An 18,064-nucleotide genomic window follows, 5' to 3' on the forward strand; every position below is an offset into this window, starting at 1 on the left:
TAGGCTCGCTTTAAGACAAGTGAACATTTCCTCAAACTTCCCACGTCAAGTTCTGAATGCCCTGTGCAGAAGAGGTTCGCGCCATGACCAACATGACACTCCAGCCCGCTATCACTATGCTTCCATCCCCGGAACATAGCGATTGGACGACGCAGGCTCTGGCTCGAGCGATCGAAGACGCCGGCGCAAGCCACGTCGCCCCTGATGCTCAGCCGCACGGAATGATTGTTGGTTGGGGCGCTGACACCGAGGAACTACTTCGCGTTCTCAATGAGACCCCGAGCATACAGTGGGTGCAGCTCCCCTTTGCTGGAATTGAGAGTTACAAAGCATCCCTCACCGCTCACCCCGACCTCACATGGACCAGCGCTAAAGGCATCTACGGCCCGCCGGTCGGCGAACACGCCCTCGCTTTGACGCTGGCTCTCTTGCGAGATCTTCCCGAGCGTGTCCGCGCCACCTCGTGGGGCGCCTCAAGTGGCATCACCCTCAATGGAGCGCGCGCCGTTGTCGTAGGTGCTGGAGGTGTGGCTCAAGAGAGCATCCGCCTGCTCAAGGCTTTCGATACCCATGTCACCGCAGTTCGCCGCTCGACGCAACCCGTCCCCGGCGCGGATCTCACCGTCACCACGCCGCAATTGCGGGAGGCACTTCCGGAAGCAGACGTCGTCGTACTGGCTGCAGCCCTGACCGAAGAAACGCGCAACCTTATTGGCGAAGCCGAGCTGGCACTCATGAAAGAGACCGCGGTTTTGGTCAACGTGGGCCGCGGTGGTTTGGTGAATACGGACGCGCTGACGACGGCGCTGGCGAGCGGAGCCATCAAGGGTGCCGGTCTCGATGTGACCGAGCCAGAGCCGTTGCCAGATTCGCATCCGCTCTGGTCAGAGCGACGTTGCATTATCACCCCGCACACCGCGGACACCTTAGAAATCTGCGTGCCGTTGTACGTCGCGCGTATCAGAAAGAATATCGCCGCGCTCACGGAACGGCTCAACGGTGCGGGTTCCGAAGAGGGCGCGGAGCTTGAAGGCCTTGTCGACGCGCGTGCCGGATACTAGCCACCGACATAGACTTACACCTGAAACCTGCAGTGAAAGTTTCTTTCTGAGGGAGGCAATCATGACCGTGACGCCCAACAGCGGCACCCGATCTGCTCTTGACACCATCGAATCAAGCGAACCTGATTACGTTGAGGTCATCGAGAACCCGCCGCGACTCCACGGTAACGTCTTGAAGTATTCGATGGGCCGGGCGCTACGTGAATTCACGCGGGATGGCTGCATGGATATGGCCGCCGGCCTCACGTACCGCGCCGTGTTTGCCATCTTCCCCGGACTGCTGGCCCTCGTCTCCCTTTTGGGCGTCGTGGGTCAGGCTGAAAAGACCACCCAGTTCATGATGGACCTGATCCGGCAAATGGGTTCGGCCGATATGGCGCAGACGCTCGAACAGCCCATCATGCAGCTAGCCTCTTCAAGCGGTGCCGGCCTCGGTTTGATCGTCGGTATCCTCGGCGGCATCTGGACGGCATCGAACTACGTGGTGGCGTTCAGCAAATCCCTCAACACCATCTTTGAAGTGGACGAAGGCCGTCCGATTTTCTCCTTGCGCGCCGTGACCTACACAGTGACGCTGGTGATTGTGTTGCTCGCTACGCTCGCGATCGCGATTCTGATCATGTCCGGACCAGTTGCCACCGGCATTGGCGCCGTCATTGGACTGGGCCCTGAGGCCCTCATGGTTTGGAACATCGCCAAGTGGCCGCTGTTGGTCATCATCGCGGTCATCATGATTTCGATCCTCTATTACTGGACTCCCAACGCTCGCCAGTCCAAGTTCCGTTTCTTGTCCGTTGGCGCGCTCGTCGCGTTGCTGGTTATTGCCATCGCCACGGTTGGCTTCTCCATCTACGTCGCCAACTTCGGTAGCTACAACGCCACGTATGGCTCTATTGGTGGCGTGATCGTGTTCCTGTTGTGGCTCTGGATCATGAACGCCGTGCTGTTGTTTGGTGCCGAAGTGGATGCTGAGTTGGAGCGCGGCCGCCAGTTGCAGTCCGGAATCGTTGCTGAAGACACCCTGCGCCTTCCAGTTCGCGGCTACAAGGCCACACTCAAGAAGGAAGAAAAGTACATCAAGGATGTGCAGCAGGCTAAGGAGCTTCGCCAGCAGTACAACCCGGACCAGCACATCGACGAGGAGGCGTTGCAGGAGAAGCGCTTCTGGACGGCCCTCGGCGGCGGTCTGGCAGTCTTGCTCGGCGTAGGTCTGGTGCGCAAGATCCGTGGCGAAGGCCCGATCTTTAAGGATCTAGACGGCGAAGACGCCTAACAAAGTCAGATTTTGATACGGTTCACCCCATGAGCTGCATCATGATCATCAATGGCCCTAACCTGAATCTTCTCGGCAAGCGGGAACCGGAAATATACGGAACCACCACGCTCGCCGAGATTCAGGACTCTTGCCAGAAACTAGCTGACGAACGCGGAGTGGAGCTGGAGTTCCTCCAGTCCAACCACGAAGGTGCCATCATCGACTGGATCCATGAGGCCCGCGAGCGCTGCGACGCCATCCTGATCAACCCAGGTGCCTTCACGCACACGTCGGTTGCCATCCGCGATGCACTCTCCGCGTTCAACGGCCCCAAGGTGGAATGCCACCTCTCCAACGTGCACACGCGCGAGGAGTTCCGCCACCACTCTTACATCTCCCCCGTGGTCAACTCGATCATCATTGGAGCGGGATGGCGCGGGTACCCGATGGGTTTGAATTACTTGATCGATTCTCTGGCCGATAAGAAGTAATTCGCTCTTTCGCTAGATCTCAACGCAAAAAGTGGCACCTCGAGTGTGAAACTCGGGTGCCGCTTTTCTACGTAACTGGAATGTCTAGGCGTCCGGGAAGATCTTGCCGATCGGTTCCTTCTTCTCCGCTTGGAAAGTGTCCTCCGCGCGGCCGTAGGCCCAGTACGCGGACAAGGACATCATGCGCCGATCAATCCCGCGATCATCCGCGAGGTAACGGCGCAAGGACTTAATGACTTCACGCTCGCCATGGGCAAACACCTGCACCAGGCCAGATCGCCACGGGTACTTCATGACCTCGGCGGCGAGCTTGGTGGAGGTAGGTGTGAACTCCGAACCACGGTGAATCCAACGAAGCTCCACGCCCTGTGGCTTCACGAGATCGATTTCATCCGCCGCGTCCTGGACTTCAATGAACGCGACGCCTTCGGCGTTGGAAGACATCGCTTCGAGGGCGGTGGCGATGGCGGGCAGTGCAGCTTCGTCGCCGGCCAGCAGGTGCCAGTCAATGCTCTCTTCGGGCTTGTAGTTACCGCCGGGGCCGTTGAAGCATACGACGTCGCCGCGTTGCGCCGTGTTGGCCCATGGACCAGCGATACCGTCCTCACCATGGACGACGAAATCAACGTCGATGGTGCGCGCCTCATGGTTCACTTTGCGCACGGTGTAGGTGCGGCGTACTGGAATCGCTTCCGGACCCAAGTCTCGACGAATCGCGTCCAGATCGTAGGGCGGGGTCAGTCCCATAGACGGATCTGCGAAGAGAAACTTGATGTACTTGTCCGTGACCGGGCGGTCAGCGAAGTTTTCAAAGCCTTCGCCGCCTAAGGTCAGACGCACCATGTGTGGGTTGATCTGTTGGCGATCAACAACTTCCATGATGATTTGAGGACGTGGTGCGCGCGGGGCGCTCTCGGCTGTGGGTTCGGTCATGAGGACTTCCTTTCACCGAAGATCGGAGGGCCGGAGAATCTCTCCAGCCTCCGCTTCTCATCAGGTGTAATCCGCAACAGACGTTGGGTGTCCGTTGCGAAGAACGCGAGAGTGGAATTGGCCTTAATGCATAAGGTGTTCTCCACTGGGTCAAAAAATTCGTAGCAAACGTCAAAGCTCGCGCCCTTGATATTGGCGAGCCACACTTCGACGCGCACCGGGACGTTGCGGTATTCCAACGGTGCCAAATACTTCACACGATGATCAACCACCAGCACTTGCGTGCCTGCAGGGACATCATTCAAGAATGATGCTTGCGCCGGGACGCCATCGCGCCCCGTACCGCCTGGCACACCAAAAGCGTGAACGCGAGCTTCTTCCATGAGGCGCACGCTATTGACGTTATTGATATGCCCGTACGCATCCATGTCACCCCAACGCATGGGGACGTCCACAATAATTCGATTCACTAATCCTCCTCCATCACCCACAGATCGGGTGAGCTGACTGCTTAGAGCGAGCTAGCGTCGTCGTTCGCGCCCATTTGCGCATCCGCACGAGCAGCGGGAAGCAAGCCCAGCTTCTCCAATTTCGTCGCGATTTTGGCGCCGTCTGGCTCATAAATCCACGGCGTCCCCGGAGTGGAGCCCATCATTTCTTCAGAACGACCACCGGCGAGCACCGCTTCAGACGGGGTGAGCTGGCGAATGACAATGGCCTCAACATGATCCGGATAGCGACGCGCAAACTCCGCATAAATCTCCGGGTCATGCTGACCGTCATCACCAATGAGTAGCCATTTGATGTTCGGGAACTCGTCCGCCAAACGCCGCAACTGGTTCACCTTGTGCTGCATGCCGGAACGGAACCAGCGGCCCTCAGTAGGTCCCCAATCCGTGAGCAACAGCGGACCCTTCGGGTACAGATTGCGTCTGAGGAAGCGCTGCAGCGTCTGCGCGACGTTCCAAGCGCCCGTAGAGAGGTAAATGACCGGCGCATGCACGTGATGCTGGGCGAGTCGCTCCATCATCACAGCCATGCCGGGAGTGGGGTTACGCGCGTGCTCATCCAGCACAAACGAGTTCCATGCTGCGAGCAACGGACGCGGAAGAGCCGTCACCACCACGGTGTCATCAATATCAGAAATGATGCCCATGGTCTGATCTTGATCAATGACGTACACGTGGGCGTGGGAATGCTCGCCGCCATTCGCGGTCAGTTCAATGGTGTGCCAGCCGACAGGCAACTCTGCCCGAATGCGGGTGTCCACCACGCCACCACGGTCCGCGTCCACCGTAAATTCTTTGTCGCCAATCTTGATGGTGACCTCTGCGTAAGGGACCGGAGGCGAAGTGAAGTTGCGCCAGCCGCGCACGCCATCCGTCACCACATTCGGCAACGGCAGACCGTGCTCAAAGGCTTCCTCACGAGCCATCACCACGCGTGCCATGACACGGATCCACGCATTCGAAAGACCGTAGCCTCTGAAGGCGAAGACAGTCTGCACCCAATCGCGTTCTTCAGCGCGACGCAATCGGAAAGCATTCCAGCCGTCCTCGAGCTTGACTGCGGGGTCATCCCAGAAATCTGAGTTCCTCAAAAGAGCCATAATCACAGTGTTTCACGGCGGACATTACTTTTCTGATTTTCGCACCCTCGGGGCGTTGAGGATGAAGTTACTAAAGCCCGTTTGTGGCGCGAGGACTTTACCTCTTCTACAGGAAGTACAACAATGAAGTCATGATGTTCGAACACGCAGATGACGCCCCCGTCCTTCACCTCACCGAAGACCAGTCATGGCAGTTGCTGGATAACACGAAGCACGGCCGCATCGCGGTCTACGCGGGTGTTGAGGTAGACATTTTCCCGGTCAACTACTCCACGACGGACCGCGTGGTTTATGTACGCACGGCCCCTGGATCAAAGCTCACCGAACTCACCATCAACCCCAAGGTTGCTTTTGAAGCTGACGGCATCCTGAGCGATGAAGCTTGGTCCGTCATCGTGCACGGCGAAGCTAAGGTGCTCGAGACCGAGGCCGAGATTGAAATCGCTCGAAACTCCGGCGTGACCCCGTGGGTTCCCACCAGCAAGGAGTTCTGGGTCAGCATCACCCCGACCTCCGTCACGGGACGTCACTTCGTCTTCGGCAAGCAGCCGGAAATGGATGACGAGATCTAACTCGGCAACACTTTAGAGGTGCTTGCGCAGCGGCACTTCCTTGATGGCCAACACGCAGATCAGTGCCATGAGGGCTGCCGCTGCGGCGATAACAAACACCACGCTGGTGGCGTCGCCGAAGGCTTGCTCCACAATCACCTTGACCGGTTCGGGCAGCCCACGCAGGTCCAAGCTGGCGCCGGAAACGGGTGAGCCGCCGCCGTCCGGTGAGATGATGCCGGCGCTGCGAAGTCCGTCGTAAATATAGGTTTGCACTTGGCTCGAGAGGGCGGAGCCCAAGACGGCAACACCGGCCGCGCCGCCGACCGTGCGGAAGAACGCTACGGACGAGCTCGCGGTGCCAATTTCGGTGACTTTGACGCCGTTCTGCACGGCCAATACCAAGTTCTGCAACATCATGCCCATGCCGATACCGTTTACGAACATGCCGACGGCCAGGATCCAATACGGAGTATTCGCGTTCATGGTGCCTAGCAATGAGAGTGCCAGGACGTTCATGATGGAGCCAGCCACAAGGTACGGCTTCCAGCGTCCGTATCGTGAAATCAATTGGCCTGAGACCACGGAACCTAAGAGGTTTCCCGCAATCATGGGCAAGGTCAGAATGCCCGCCATCGTCGGCGTCGCCTGCTGTGCCACCTGAAAATACTGGCCCAAGAAGGCTCCGGAGCCGAACATTCCAATACCGATGCCTATCGACGCCAAAATTGCGAGAGCCGGAGTGCGCTGCGTGATGATGCGCAATGGAATGACAGGATCCGCGGCGCGCTTTTCCACCCGGATCAACACGAAGATCAAGATGATGGATCCACCCACCATCCATAACGTCTCAACCGAGACCCAGTTGAAGTACCCAGCTTTGCCCACATAAGAAGCCCAGATCAGTAGCAGGCTCACAATGACCGTGACGAGCGAGGCCCCAATCCAGTCGATGGTCACCGGGCGCCGTACATGTTTCAAATGCAGGGTCCGCTGGATCAAGAACATGGCGATGAGGCAGACCGGTACGCCGGCCCAGAAGGACGCGCGCCACCCCAACGGGGAATCCACCAGCAAGCCGCCTAAGAGCGGTCCGCCCGCGTTGGACACTGCCATAACTCCGCCAAAGTAACCGGAATATTTTCCGCGGTCTCGGGGCGGAATCATGGTACCGATCACGGCCATGCCCAGCGCCATCAGACCGCCGATGCCCAGTCCTTGGATCACACGAGCGCCGAGCAGCAAAGGAATAGAAGAGGCCAGACCCGCCAGGACGGAGCCCACCACGAAGATCACAATGCTGACCTGCAGCAGCATTTTCTTGTTGAAGAGGTCAGCGAGCTTTCCCCAAATAGGTGTGGACGCGGCGTTCGCGAGGAGGGTCGCAGTGATCATCCAGGCGAACGCGGTCTGGTCTCCGCCGAGCTCCTCCATGATGCGCGGGAGCGCGATGGAAATGATGGTGATGGACACCATGGCTGCGAAGAAGGAGGCCAGCACGCCAGTGAGTGCTTTAAGAATTTGCCTCTGGCTCATAGGCTCCTCGGCTTCATGCGCCGAATTCACCGGTGGATCCTGGCTCACTACTGTCCTTTCGAGAATGCTTATTGCACTATATGCCCGATAAGTAACTTCCTCGTGAACCTCGAAAGCGTGAGGACTACGCTGGGAGTATGACTCAGGATTCCAGCTCCGCCGTCTCCCCCAACGCTCTCGACTCTGCCTCGCTCCGGGCGGTCGCCATCGCTGCGGCTCAGGCCACCGGGCCCGGCTTGCGCGCGGCATTTCGCGGCGGCGTGACGTCCCGCGAAAAGACCAATGCTCATGACCTCGTGACGGACTTCGATGAGGACACAGAACGGATCCTGGCGGACTATTTGCTCAACGCTTATCCCGAGTCAACGTTCTGGGGCGAAGAGGACACGCAGTCTGATTCAGCAGGCGGAGCCGAGCTCGAATGGATTGTGGACCCCATTGACGGCACCTCAAACTTCGTTCACGGCATTGCACTGTTTTCCGTTTCCATTGCCGCCACTATCAATCAAGAACTCGTGGCGGCGGTGGTCTATGACCCGATCGCGGAGATCGTGTTCTCTGCGGATGAGTTCGGGGCCTACATCAATGACACCAAGATTTCGCGCGAAGACGACGCTAGCCAGCCACTGCGCAGCGACGAACGTTCGCTGAGTTTGCTCACGGATTACCCGTCCGCCGAGGCGATTGCCGAGGATGGGCCGCTCGCCCTCGAGGCGTTCGGCGATCTGGTCACGACGTTCGCAACCGTCCGCCGACCCGTGAGTTCGGCCCAATCGCTGGCGCACGTTGCCGCCGGTTGGTCCGATGTCTGGTTCGGCTTCGGGTTGAAGGCGTGGGACATTGCCGCAGGCGCCTTCATTGTCCAGCAGGCGGGCGGCCATTTCGAGGCGATCGGTGACGCCACCGCGGACACCCTGGCACAGCGAATCTCGGAGGACGACGACGTTCACCCACTCACAGCCCCGGCCTACTTCGCGCTGGGCCCCGGTGTGGAATCAGAGACGACTTACGGGTGGATTACGCGGATTCTGGAGCATCGTCAGCGCGGGTAGCCGAACGTCCAGCCTTCCTCCCACTAAACAGGCAGCCGCCCAAGAACGTCCCCTCGAGAGAGCGATATCCGTGGACGCCGCCTCCGCCGAAGCCAGAAGCCTCGCCGGCCGCGAAGAGTCCTGGGACCGGGTCTCCTCCGTCGCGCAGCACGCGGCCGTTCAGATCCGTCTCCAGTCCGCCGAGCGTCTTGCGCGTCAGCACGTGAAGGCGCACGGCAATCAGTGGTCCGGAGGCAGGATCAACGAGCTTGTTGGGGGCGACCGTTCGGATGAGCCGGTCCCCCGAGTAAGCACGCGCTTCTCGCACGGCGTCCGCTTGGGCATCAACACCCGCTGACGAAGCTCCGGCATCACGCTCAGCGACGATCGCCTCCAGCTGTTCGACGTCAATGAGTCCCTCGCCAGTGAGCTGGTTCATTTCATCGGCCAGGTCTCGCACCGAATCAGCCATAACGAAGTCGGCGCCCTGATACACAAACGCACGCACCGGATCAGGCATATCCGTTCGTGCCCGCCGCAGGACGTCCCGCACCGACTTGTCCGTCAGGTCAGGATTCTGTTCGGACCCGGAGAGCGCGAACTCCTTGCCGATGATGTCCCGGTTGAGGATAAACCACGAATAGTCGTGGCCCGTGTGCCGCAAATGCGTGAGCGTGCCCAAGGTATCGAAGCCTGGCCACAAGCGGTCCGGGAGACGGTTACCTTCGGCATCGAGCCATAAGGAGCTGGGCCCGGGGAGAATTCGGATTCCGTGGTTGGGCCATACGGGACCCCAGTTCTCCACGCCCTCGGTGTAGTGCCACATGCGGTCGCGGTTGATGACGCGTCCGCCGGAACGCTCCACGGCTTCAATTCCGGAGCCGTCAACGTAGGCCGGCACTCCCGTGAGGAAGTGCTCCGGCGCCGAGCCCAATCGCTCCGGCCATGCTTCCCGCACCTTGTCCGGGTTTCCGCCGATGCCACCCGTCGCGATGATGACGCGAGGGCACGAAAGATTGAATGAACCCACCACCTCGCGGGACGTCGCCTCGCCGCGCTCGGCATTGTCCGGAGCCAAGATCTCGCCCGAAACGCCAGTCACAGCACCGGTCTCTGAGTCGAGGTGCAGTTGGTGAAAACGGTGCCGCCACCCGAACCGCACTTGGCCCGTGGACGCAGCCCGCAGAATCCGCTCGATAAACGGTTTGAGCAGTCCCGGACCGGTGCCCCACGTGATGTGAAAGCGCGGCACCGTGTTGCCGATTCCGCCGCGCTCGCCGCGTTCCGCCCATCCCACCACGGGGAAGAAGGAGACGCCGCGTTCGCGCAGCCACGCGCGTTTTTCGCCAGCGGCCCACTCCACGTACTTTTGCGCCCAGAGCCGTGGCCAGTAGTCCTCCGGCCGGTCGAAACCGGCGGTCAGCTCCCAGTCTCGGCGGGCTAACTCGAGCGAATCTTTGACGCCCAAGCGGCGCTGTTCTGGCGAGTCCACGAGGAACAATCCGCCGAAGCTCCACCAAGCTTGACCGCCCAGATTATTGGGGCCTTCTTGGTCCAGAATCAGGACCGTCTGGCCGGCATCAACTACCTCACATGCGGCAACGAGACCCGCAAGTCCTGCGCCAATGACAATGACGTCGGCGCTGGTATGCGGGTCTCGCTGTGTGCTAGCTCTCATGCCTCCAGACTATGCGGAGTCGGCTTGCGTGTCCTCTACTTCGTCCAGATGAGTTGGCGCGAACATTTTCAGTAGCGTTTCCACTACGACGACGTTGGGGCCTTCCCCTGCGAACGCTTCCGTGAGCGCTTGGCCCACGTTCTCGACGGCCACGCGCTGAGCGGGCACGCCGAAGGATTCTGCGAGCGCTACGAAGTCTGGGCGGGTGAGTTCGGTGGCGGTTGCCTTACCGAACGTGCCCTCCATGTATTCGCGGAGGATGCCATAGCCGCCATCATCCACAATGAGCCAGGTGACCGGCACGTTGTGTTGCTTGGCGGTGGCAAGTTCGGCGATGGAGTACATCGAGGAACCGTCACCAGCTACCGCGAGAACTCGTGATGGGGTTTCGTCCCCCTCAGCATCCCGGTTACCGTGGACAGCCAAGCCCATGGCTCCACCGATAGCGCTCGGGAAACCAAAGCCCAATCCGCCGGCGCCTTGAGCCGAGTGGAACTCGCCAGAACGTGCGTCCCAGCAGCTCCAGCCCCAGTACGCAGCAATCGTCATATCCCAGAACGTGTGCATGCCATCTGGCACCGCGGCACGGATGTCCGCCATGAACTTGCGTTCCTTGATCAGGTCCTGAGAGTCTAGGCGCTCTTGCACCTGCTGAAGGACTCGCGAAACGGCCTCAGCTGGCGACACGGACGTTGCTGAAGCCGAAGAGTCCGCGGAGTCATTCGTCTCGAAAAGCGGAGCCCAGTTGCGGGTGATGGTTCCCGTGCCTGCCGTTGCATCCTGACCGGCGTTGGTCAGCGCATCAGACAAGTACTCGAGAGCCACTTTAGCGTCGGCACGAATACCGAGGGCCGGCACGTTGGACTCGAGCACGCGAGGCTCGGCGTCAATCTGAATCAGGCGACCGCGCGGGGTCAGCGTGAAGTAGTTGGAGGAGACTTCGCCGAGCGAAGAGCCCACCACCAACAAGACGTCTGCTTCTTCGAGTAGTTCCGTGGTGTAGCGGTCCTCAATCCAGGACTGCAAGGACAGTGGGTGCGTCCAAGGGAACGCGCCGTTGCCGCCAGGCGTGCAGATCACGGGAGCGTCCATCTTCTCCGCCACGGCCAGCAACGCGTCCATACCACCAGAGCGGCGCACGCCGCCGCCGGCCACAATGGCTGGGCGTTCGGCTTCTGAGAGCCAGCGAACGGCTTCATCCACGAGCTCAAGGCGAGGAGGATGCTCGTACGCTTCGGCCAAAGCATCATCCACGGGAGGAACAAAGACCTCAGCGAGAAGTACGTCCTGCGGAACCTCAATCCACACGGGACCTTGCGGCACCGTGATGGCGTCAGCCCAAGCGTCTTGAATCGCGGAAGGAATGCCGGATGCGTGGTGCACCGTGCGCTGCGATTTCGTGACGTTGGCAGCCGAGGCCTTCTGGTCATCGAGCTGATGCAACATGCCCTTACGGCGAGCGCCCAAGCCAGACAGTGGAATCTGGGATGCCACTACCACCATGGGAACGGACGTGGCATATGCTTCCTGCAAACCAGCCAAGGAGGTCAGTGCGCCAGGGCCGGTAGACAGGAACAGCACGCCCACTTCGCCCGTGGCGCGCGAGTAGCCATCGGCAGCGAAGGCGGCGTTGTTTTCCACGCGGGAGGACACGAACTGCAGGTTGGAGCGCGAAAGTGCATCGAACAAGCCGAGCGCGTGCTGGCCTGGAATACCGAAGACCGTCTTGGCGCCAAGTGCCTCGAGGGTCTCAACTACAAGGTCTCCACCGTTGCGCTGAGCAACCACAGTGTCATTAGCGTTTGTCATTTTAAAGTGAGCTCCGTCGTCGTTCTCAAGCGCCGGAACCGGCAGCGGTTTCATTCGCAAGCCGCGCCTGATCCGCAAAAAGTGAGATCAAGTCATACGCTACGTGCGATCCTGCCACACCGGTGATTTCGGCGTGGTCATAGGCGGGAGCGACCTCCACGATGTCAGCGCCCACGAGGTTCATGCCGCGTAGGCCGCGCAAAATCTCGAGGAGCTCGCGCGAAGTGATGCCGCCGGCTTCAGGCGTACCGGTGCCCGGCGCGTGCGCTGGATCCAGGACGTCGATGTCAATAGAAACGTAGAGCGGACGGTTGCCGATGCGCTGGCGCAGCTTGTCCACAACCTCGGTCACGCCCTGGTAGTACACGTCAGAGCTCGTGACGATGCCGAAGCCGAAGCGACGGTCATCCTCGAGGTCCTTCTTGCCGTAGAGCGGGCCGCGCGTACCGACGTGCGAGATCGCCTCGGTGTCCAAGATGCCCTCTTCAACAGCGCGACGGAACGGGGTGCCGTGCGTGTATTCGGCGCCGAAGTAGGTGTCCCACGTGTCGAGGTGAGCGTCGAAGTGCAGTAATGCCACAGGCTCGCCTGCTCGCTCGCTAGCTGCGCGCAAGAGTGGCAGCGCAATGGTGTGGTCGCCACCTAAGGTCAGCAGCTTGGAGCCGTCGGCGGTGAGGTCCAAGGCGTTCTGCTGAACGGTTTCAATAGCTTCGTTGATATTGAATGGGTTGACGGCCATGTCTCCCGCGTCCGCCACCTGAATGTGCTCGAACGGGCTCAAGTCCACGGCTGGGTTGTACGGGCGGATGAGTCGCGAGGATTCGCGGATGTGGTTGGCGCCGAAACGCGCGCCGGGACGGTAGGAGACGCCGGAGTCGAAAGGGACGCCGACGATTTTCAGGTCTGCTTGCTGCACTTGATCAAGACGTGGCAGGCGCGCATAGGTTGCCGCTCCCGCGTAGCGCGGGATCTCCGCCGCGTTGATGGGTCCCAATTTGCCGTTCGCTTCGATGCGAATTTCCTTCATCGCTTCTCTCCTGGGTTGCAGAAAAAGTTGTCTGCAATGAAACAACAGTTTCTGATAATGCTATTTTCTCGATGTGACGTAGGTCAAGTCTGATGTTGCTTGCGGGGTGCCGATCGCACTTTCTGAGCCCTTAGTACGACGCCGCAGCTCGCCCTGAGTGCGCAGCCGCTGGCACGAGAGTCCACAGGACAACGGATTTCGATTCGGTGGGGTTGAGCCACGAGTGCGGTTCGCGCCCGGGGTAAGTCACGGTGTCACCCGCGTAGAGATGGATGGTGTCCTTCGAGAAACGCACCACAAATTCGCCTTCCACCACGTGAAGCACTTCAAGCTCACAGTCCACACTGTAGAGCTCGGATTCACCTTGGCCAAGGGGTTCAATATCTGCGCGAATGACTTGGACGCGGCGCTCGCCGTGACCAGTGAGCAATCGCTCGTCGATGCCATGGCCGCCAAGGTTTATTTTGCGGGCTTCATTGCGCCGCACCACCTTGAGCGGCGGCTCTTCGAAAAGTGATCCAACATCGATGGATAGCGCTTGGCACAAGCTCACGAGAGTGGCCACCGAAGGGGATGTGAGGTCTCGTTCAACCCTGGACAAGAATCCTTTGGTCAGTCCGGTCGATGCGGCGAGTTGATCCATAGTGAGGCGCTTTTGTTGGCGCGCGGCACGCAATCGCGCGCCAATCGCTAGTGCTTCCGCGCCTGATTCCAAAGGAATGGCCTTCATTTACGCTCCCCACAATTTCTTTAAAACCCACGTCATATGAGCTATTCCTGCCGTTCACTACGTCTCAGCGTGCGAACTCACATTGCTCTATGATTATCATCACGTTAGCCTATGAGGCAATAGTTGTTTACTGCTAGTCAATTTTTCGAGGTTTCCATGGAATGGATCAACATTGCGATCGTCGTGATCTATCTGGTCGCGATGCTCGCCTTTGGTTTCTGGGGTAAGAGCCGGACCAAAAACAGCTCTGATTATCTCGTCGCCGGTCGACGTCTTGGCCCATTCCTTTACACAGGAACCATGGCAGCCGTGGTGCTCGGTGGCGCGTCCACCGTGGGCGGCGTAGGACTTGGTTACAAGTGGGGCCTCTCCGGCGCATGGCTGGTGATCGCCATCGGCGTCGGCGTCCTCCTCTTGAGCCTCGCCTTTGCCCCTGCACTGCAGCGCTTGAAGATCTTCACGGTCTCGCAAATGCTCACCTTGCGTTACGGCTCCCGCAACGCAACCCACATGAGTGCCATCGTGATGTTGGCCTACACAATCATGCTCTGCGCAACGTCTACCTCTGCATACGCCACCATTTTCGTGGTGCTCTTCGGTTGGGACCGCTGGCTGGCCATCCTCGTTGGCGGAATCATTGTGGTCATCTACTCCACGATCGGTGGCATGTGGTCCATCACCTTGGCAGATCAGGTGCAGTTCGTCATCAAAACCGTTGGCGTTTTCTTCTTGATGTTGCCTTTCGTGCTGAACGCAGCTGGCGGCTGGAGCGGCATGCAGGCTCGCCTCGAGAAGGACTTCTTCACGTGGGACTTCATTGGCCTCCCATCGATCATCACGTACTTCGTGGTCTACACCTTGGGCCTCTTGATTGGTCAGGACATCTGGCAGCGCGTCTTCACAGCCAAGACCCCTGAAGTTGCCCGCTGGGGCGGCGCTACCGCCGGCATCTACTGCGTGCTCTACGGCATCGCCGGTGCCATGATTGGCATGGCCGCTCGCGTGGCTCTGCCAAACATCGACGTCAAGAACCTCGGCAAGGACGTTGTCTACGCGGAAGTTGCTATCAACGTCTTGCCAGTAGTGATCGGTGGCATCGTTTTGGCCGCCGCCGTCGCAGCCATGATGTCTACCGCTTCCGGTGCGCTCATCGCCGCCGCTACCGTTGCCCGCACGGACGTCACCCCGTTCGTTGCGAGCTGGTTTGGCAAGAAGGTTGAGGTCAACACCAACGAGAACCCAGAGCACGATGTTGCTGCCAACCGCTGGTGGGTCTTGGGTCTAGGCCTCGTGGCCATTGTCTTGGCCATCTCGGTCAGCGATGTGGTTGCAGCCCTGACCATCGCATACGACATCTTGGTAGGCGGCCTGTTGGTTGCCATCTTAGGTGGCCTCTTGTGGAAGCGCGGCAACGGCTTGGGCGCTGCCCTCTCCATGGTGGTGGGTACCGTGGTGACCTTGGCCACCATGACCATCCTGGAAATCAAGGCCGAAGTGCAGTTCGACGGCATCTACGCGAACGAGCCGATCTACTACGGTTTGATCGCTTCTGCCCTCGTTTACATCGTGGCTTCGCTGGCTACCAAGCCCACGCCGCCAGCCGTTCGTGAGGTCTGGGAAGACCGCTTGGCCGGCAAAGCGGCAGAGGAAGGCGTCAGCCAGCCTGTTCGCTAAGTGGGCTATACTCTTCGACTGAAGGGGAGTAGTTCCAACCCGAGTGGCCCTGAAATAGGGGCCACTTAGGTAGCGGAAATGTCGACATACTGGACGGTTCACCCGTAAGAAAACTCTTACAAGAATCTGCCCGGCATTCCACCTTTCGTGCACCACCGGCTTCGGAAACGATCACCGGTTCGCACGGACGGCGAGCGAGACCTTCGGCCCGCGCTTATGTAGCGTTGGTGCCGAAGTTTCGCGTGTCTACACTCGAATTTCTTTGGCACCTCGCTCGTGAGCATCAATCGAGCACGAGGACCACTCACTGATGTCAGCAACATCGCCTCCCGAACAGCATTCGCTGGACAGGGACCCCACCAAGGCGGATATCCGCCGATGGCAGCAATATCTCGCTGATGAACGCGCTGAAGGCGCCATCTATCGCGAACTCGCAAACCGCCGCGACGGCGAAGAACGCACCATACTTCTAGGCCTCGCAGAAGCTGAAAAGCGTCACGAGGAACACTGGACCCAACTCCTCGGCGAACACGCGAACGTCCGCCGCCGCCCTAGCGTCCGACGCATCTTGTTGCGTCTCTTGGCACGCCACTTCGGTTCGGTCTTCGTCCTTGCACTCGCGCAGCGCTCCGAAGGCAACTCCCCGTATGCGGTGGACCAGGACGCCACCCGCTCCATGGCAGCGGACGAGCTCATCCACGAAGAAGTTGTTCGTGGTCTCGCCATTCGTGGCCGCAACCGGATGTCCGGAAACTTCCGCGCCGCCGTTTTCGGCGCCAACGATGGTCTCGTTTCCAACCTTGCACTTGTTTTAGGCATCGGCGCAACCGGCGTCTCTGCCTCGGTGGTCCTCTTTACGGGTATCGCCGGCCTACTCGCCGGCGCACTCTCGATGGGTGCCGGTGAATTCGTCTCCGTGCGTTCCCAGCGCGAGCTCTTGGAAGCTTCAAAGCCCACCCAGATCACGCTCTCGGCTGCCCCTGAGCTGGACATCAACGCGAACGAACTCGTGTTGGTTTACAAGGCCCGCGGCATGAGCCAGGAAGACGCGGAACACCGTGCCGCCGAGCGCCTCGGCTACTTCTCCTGCGACTGCAACCCCACCTTCTCGCTCCACCCGGAGCGCGAAGAGGTTGAGGAAATCGACGAGTTTGAAGCCACGGGATCCGCTTGGGGTGCAGCAGGTTCTAGCTTCTGCTTCTTCGCTTCCGGCGCCGTGATCCCGATCCTGCCGTACCTCTTTGGCATGAGCGGCATGCCCGCGATCATCGTGGCAACCATCCTTGTAGGGATTGCGTTGCTCGTCACCGGCGGCATCGTCGGCCTGCTCTCCGGAGCATCCCCCGCCAAGCGTGGCCTGCGTCAGCTCGCCATTGGTTTGGGCGCAGCCGCCGTCACTTACGTGCTCGGCCTGCTGTTTGGAGCCAACGTCGCCTAACGAGTAGCCGGCAGATTAGCTGGCAGTCTCGTCGACGTCGTGAGCGCGGTTGTTCAAATGAATGACCGCGCTCACTGCTTCCTCCACGGAATCCACCAACGCAATCAAGGGTTCCATCTCCCGTTCTTTCGCGAGGCACTCCAAAAGCGGCCACGCTGGCAGTTGCTGCGTCCAATACTTCGCACCCACTAGCACCATCGGTGCTACGGAAGAAGCTGAACCGTAGTAGTTCTCGCACGCATCTTGGAAGATCTCCTGAACCGTTCCGGCTGCACCGGGCATGAAGACCACTCCCCCGCGCGAACGGTCCAAGAGCACCGCTTCACGCACCGAGTTCGCGAAGTACTTCGCGATATCCGTGGCAAAAAGATTCGGTGGCTCGTGACCGTAGAACCACGTGGGTATCCCCACCGAACGCACGCCGGTGGGGAACTCTTCTAACACACTCCACGCAGCACGTGCCCAAGCCGAAACAGAGGGCCTAAAGGAGGGCGCGCTCGCTAAGGTTTCGAGCGAGCGCTGAGCGGCGTCGTCGTCCTCCGAGGAAAGGTACGCCCCAAAATTGGAGGCCTCCATCGCGCCCGGGCCGCCGCCGGTAGCCACCACGAATCCGGCCTGCGCCAGCTTGCGCCCCATGAGGGCGGTCTGCGCGAACGCGTCCGTGCCGCGTTCGATGCCGTGCCCACCCATGATGCCCACGGTCTTGCGGCGCTTGAACGTGCGCAACGCCTGATCCAGCGCCGTCCCGATCGAATAATCGTGCAGGGCAGCCGCCAAAGTTGCGTCCAGGCTGGCCGTACTCGGCGCCAGCGCCGTATGCGCCCACGCGTAAATGAGCGCGTCAGGTACGCCCTCATACGGGCGCTCAGCGATGCCTGCGAACAGTTCCTGCGGCGAATAGAGCGCGCCGCGATACGCATCGAAGGGAACGCCGGGCAGGATCGGGAAGATCAGCGCGCCGCGCGCCCGCAACCACTGCTCCATCCCGGCCGGCAAAATGCAGCCCAAGAACACGGCACCCGACGGCTTCAACGCCTTCAGCTCCGGCCCGCGCTCCGTCAGATCCACGGACTGCACATGCCAGCCGGTCATGCTTCCGCCGGCCGGCCGACCTTCCTCGGCGGCACGCATGGTCTGCGCCACCCGCCGGTCAAAATCCTGCAGCGAATCGATGTCCACTGTCCGCGGAAGCGGATGCGCGATAGTGAGCTGATTCATTTTTTCAGCATACGGCGCACGCC

General features: G+C 60.1%; 16 protein-coding genes. 7 read left to right on the forward strand and 9 right to left on the reverse strand.

The window, feature by feature from the left end; all coding sequences use genetic code 11:
• The first annotated feature begins 83 nt into the window (after nt 1–83).
• The 3 genes from BKA12_RS07260 (at nt 84) to aroQ (ending at nt 2,807) form a co-directional block, all read left to right on the forward strand.
• Complete coding sequence (locus tag BKA12_RS07260; RefSeq protein WP_246361624.1) at nt 84–1,061, forward strand: NAD(P)-dependent oxidoreductase; 978 nt, start codon at nt 84–86, stop codon at nt 1,059–1,061.
• 61 nt (nt 1,062–1,122) lie between these two features.
• Nucleotides 1,123–2,334, forward strand: coding sequence for a YihY/virulence factor BrkB family protein (locus BKA12_RS07265; RefSeq protein WP_221228064.1), 1,212 nt, complete (start codon nt 1,123–1,125; stop codon nt 2,332–2,334).
• Nucleotides 2,335–2,363: 29 nt separating this feature from the next.
• Complete coding sequence (gene aroQ, locus BKA12_RS07270; RefSeq protein WP_183641960.1) at nt 2,364–2,807, forward strand: type II 3-dehydroquinate dehydratase; 444 nt, start codon at nt 2,364–2,366, stop codon at nt 2,805–2,807.
• Nucleotides 2,808–2,891: 84 nt separating this feature from the next.
• On the opposite strand, the gene BKA12_RS07275 is transcribed toward aroQ, so the two are convergent.
• Genes BKA12_RS07275 through BKA12_RS07285 form a run of 3 tightly spaced genes read right to left on the reverse strand, consistent with a single transcriptional unit; the run spans nt 2,892 to nt 5,349 of the window.
• The gene (locus BKA12_RS07275; RefSeq protein ID WP_183641962.1) at nt 2,892–3,740 is read right to left on the reverse strand and encodes a siderophore-interacting protein; all 849 of its coding nucleotides are present in this window, start codon (nt 3,738–3,740) and stop codon (nt 2,892–2,894) included.
• Entirely contained in the window at nt 3,737–4,210 is a 474-nt protein-coding gene (locus BKA12_RS07280) for an acyl-CoA thioesterase (protein WP_333907830.1), read from the reverse strand. The genes BKA12_RS07275 and BKA12_RS07280 overlap by 4 nt, the downstream gene beginning before the upstream one ends.
• 41 nt (nt 4,211–4,251) lie before the next feature.
• Complete coding sequence (locus tag BKA12_RS07285) at nt 4,252–5,349, reverse strand: App1 family protein (RefSeq protein ID WP_183641965.1); 1,098 nt, start codon at nt 5,347–5,349, stop codon at nt 4,252–4,254.
• Nucleotides 5,350–5,480: 131 nt separating this feature from the next.
• Between BKA12_RS07285 and BKA12_RS07290 the strand changes: the two genes are divergently transcribed.
• Entirely contained in the window at nt 5,481–5,921 is a 441-nt protein-coding gene (locus tag BKA12_RS07290) for a pyridoxamine 5'-phosphate oxidase family protein (protein WP_183641967.1), read from the forward strand.
• Nucleotides 5,922–5,933: 12 nt separating this feature from the next.
• Here BKA12_RS07290 and BKA12_RS07295 read toward each other — a convergent pair whose 3' ends face one another.
• On the reverse strand, nt 5,934–7,685 hold the full coding sequence (locus BKA12_RS07295; RefSeq protein ID WP_183641972.1) for an MFS transporter: 1,752 nt from the start codon (nt 7,683–7,685) through the stop codon (nt 5,934–5,936).
• Between BKA12_RS07295 and BKA12_RS07300 the strand changes: the two genes are divergently transcribed.
• Nucleotides 7,574–8,488 carry an inositol monophosphatase family protein gene (locus BKA12_RS07300; RefSeq protein ID WP_183641975.1) on the forward strand — a complete coding sequence of 305 codons (915 nt, stop codon included), beginning with the start codon at nt 7,574–7,576 and terminating at the stop codon, nt 8,486–8,488. The two genes, BKA12_RS07295 and BKA12_RS07300, sit on opposite strands and share 112 nt — an antisense overlap.
• Here the strand turns inward: BKA12_RS07300 and BKA12_RS07305 are convergent.
• The 4 genes from BKA12_RS07305 to BKA12_RS07320 form a co-directional block, all read right to left on the reverse strand.
• The gene (locus tag BKA12_RS07305; protein ID WP_183641978.1) at nt 8,454–10,145 is read right to left on the reverse strand and encodes an FAD-binding dehydrogenase; all 1,692 of its coding nucleotides are present in this window, start codon (nt 10,143–10,145) and stop codon (nt 8,454–8,456) included. The genes BKA12_RS07300 and BKA12_RS07305 overlap by 35 nt on opposite strands.
• A 9-nt stretch (nt 10,146–10,154) precedes the next feature.
• Nucleotides 10,155–11,954, reverse strand: coding sequence for a thiamine pyrophosphate-binding protein (locus BKA12_RS07310; protein ID WP_183641981.1), 1,800 nt, complete (start codon nt 11,952–11,954; stop codon nt 10,155–10,157).
• Nucleotides 11,955–11,979: 25 nt separating this feature from the next.
• Nucleotides 11,980–12,981 (reverse strand): agmatinase, encoded by a 1,002-nt coding sequence (gene speB / locus BKA12_RS07315; protein ID WP_183641984.1) that lies wholly within the window; start codon nt 12,979–12,981, stop codon nt 11,980–11,982.
• Nucleotides 12,982–13,111: 130 nt separating this feature from the next.
• Nucleotides 13,112–13,711 carry a helix-turn-helix domain-containing protein gene (locus tag BKA12_RS07320; RefSeq protein WP_183641987.1) on the reverse strand — a complete coding sequence of 200 codons (600 nt, stop codon included), beginning with the start codon at nt 13,709–13,711 and terminating at the stop codon, nt 13,112–13,114.
• Nucleotides 13,712–13,867: 156 nt separating this feature from the next.
• Between BKA12_RS07320 and BKA12_RS07325 the strand changes: the two genes are divergently transcribed.
• Nucleotides 13,868–15,385, forward strand: coding sequence for a sodium:solute symporter family protein (locus BKA12_RS07325; protein ID WP_183641991.1), 1,518 nt, complete (start codon nt 13,868–13,870; stop codon nt 15,383–15,385).
• A gap of 310 nt (nt 15,386–15,695) precedes the next feature.
• A complete protein-coding gene (locus tag BKA12_RS07330; RefSeq protein ID WP_183641994.1) occupies nt 15,696–16,823 on the forward strand; it encodes a VIT1/CCC1 transporter family protein in 1,128 nt (375 codons plus the stop codon).
• A 15-nt stretch (nt 16,824–16,838) separates the two neighbouring features.
• Here the strand turns inward: BKA12_RS07330 and BKA12_RS07335 are convergent, their stop codons facing one another.
• On the reverse strand, nt 16,839–18,041 hold the full coding sequence (locus tag BKA12_RS07335) for an LOG family protein (RefSeq protein ID WP_183641997.1): 1,203 nt from the start codon (nt 18,039–18,041) through the stop codon (nt 16,839–16,841).
• Nucleotides 18,042–18,064 lie beyond the last annotated feature (23 nt).

The organism is Neomicrococcus lactis, assembly GCF_014200305.1.
Classification (GTDB): domain Bacteria; phylum Actinomycetota; class Actinomycetes; order Actinomycetales; family Micrococcaceae; genus Neomicrococcus; species Neomicrococcus lactis.

Bases quoted from the DNA above. Each gene is read 5' to 3' on its own strand.
- aroQ (WP_183641960.1), top strand. From the start codon at position 2,364: ATGAGCTGCATCATGATCATCAATGGCCCTAACCTGAATCTTCTCGGC.
- BKA12_RS07330 (WP_183641994.1), top strand. From the start codon at position 15,696: ATGTCAGCAACATCGCCTCCCGAACAGCATTCGCTGGACAGGGACCCC.
- BKA12_RS07295 (WP_183641972.1), bottom strand. From the start codon at position 7,685: ATGCCGCGCGCAAGCCGGGCCCGGTGGCCTGAGCCGCAGCGATGGCGA.
- BKA12_RS07325 (WP_183641991.1), top strand. From the start codon at position 13,868: ATGGAATGGATCAACATTGCGATCGTCGTGATCTATCTGGTCGCGATG.
- speB (WP_183641984.1), bottom strand. From the start codon at position 12,981: ATGAAGGAAATTCGCATCGAAGCGAACGGCAAATTGGGACCCATCAAC.
- BKA12_RS07310 (WP_183641981.1), bottom strand. From the start codon at position 11,954: ATGACAAACGCTAATGACACTGTGGTTGCTCAGCGCAACGGTGGAGAC.
- BKA12_RS07305 (WP_183641978.1), bottom strand. From the start codon at position 10,145: ATGAGAGCTAGCACACAGCGAGACCCGCATACCAGCGCCGACGTCATT.
- BKA12_RS07300 (WP_183641975.1), top strand. From the start codon at position 7,574: ATGACTCAGGATTCCAGCTCCGCCGTCTCCCCCAACGCTCTCGACTCT.
- BKA12_RS07265 (WP_221228064.1), top strand. From the start codon at position 1,123: ATGACCGTGACGCCCAACAGCGGCACCCGATCTGCTCTTGACACCATC.
- BKA12_RS07285 (WP_183641965.1), bottom strand. From the start codon at position 5,349: ATGGCTCTTTTGAGGAACTCAGATTTCTGGGATGACCCCGCAGTCAAG.
- BKA12_RS07260 (WP_246361624.1), top strand. From the start codon at position 84: ATGACCAACATGACACTCCAGCCCGCTATCACTATGCTTCCATCCCCG.
- BKA12_RS07320 (WP_183641987.1), bottom strand. From the start codon at position 13,711: ATGAAGGCCATTCCTTTGGAATCAGGCGCGGAAGCACTAGCGATTGGC.
- BKA12_RS07290 (WP_183641967.1), top strand. From the start codon at position 5,481: ATGATGTTCGAACACGCAGATGACGCCCCCGTCCTTCACCTCACCGAA.
- BKA12_RS07335 (WP_183641997.1), bottom strand. From the start codon at position 18,041: ATGAATCAGCTCACTATCGCGCATCCGCTTCCGCGGACAGTGGACATC.
- BKA12_RS07275 (WP_183641962.1), bottom strand. From the start codon at position 3,740: ATGACCGAACCCACAGCCGAGAGCGCCCCGCGCGCACCACGTCCTCAA.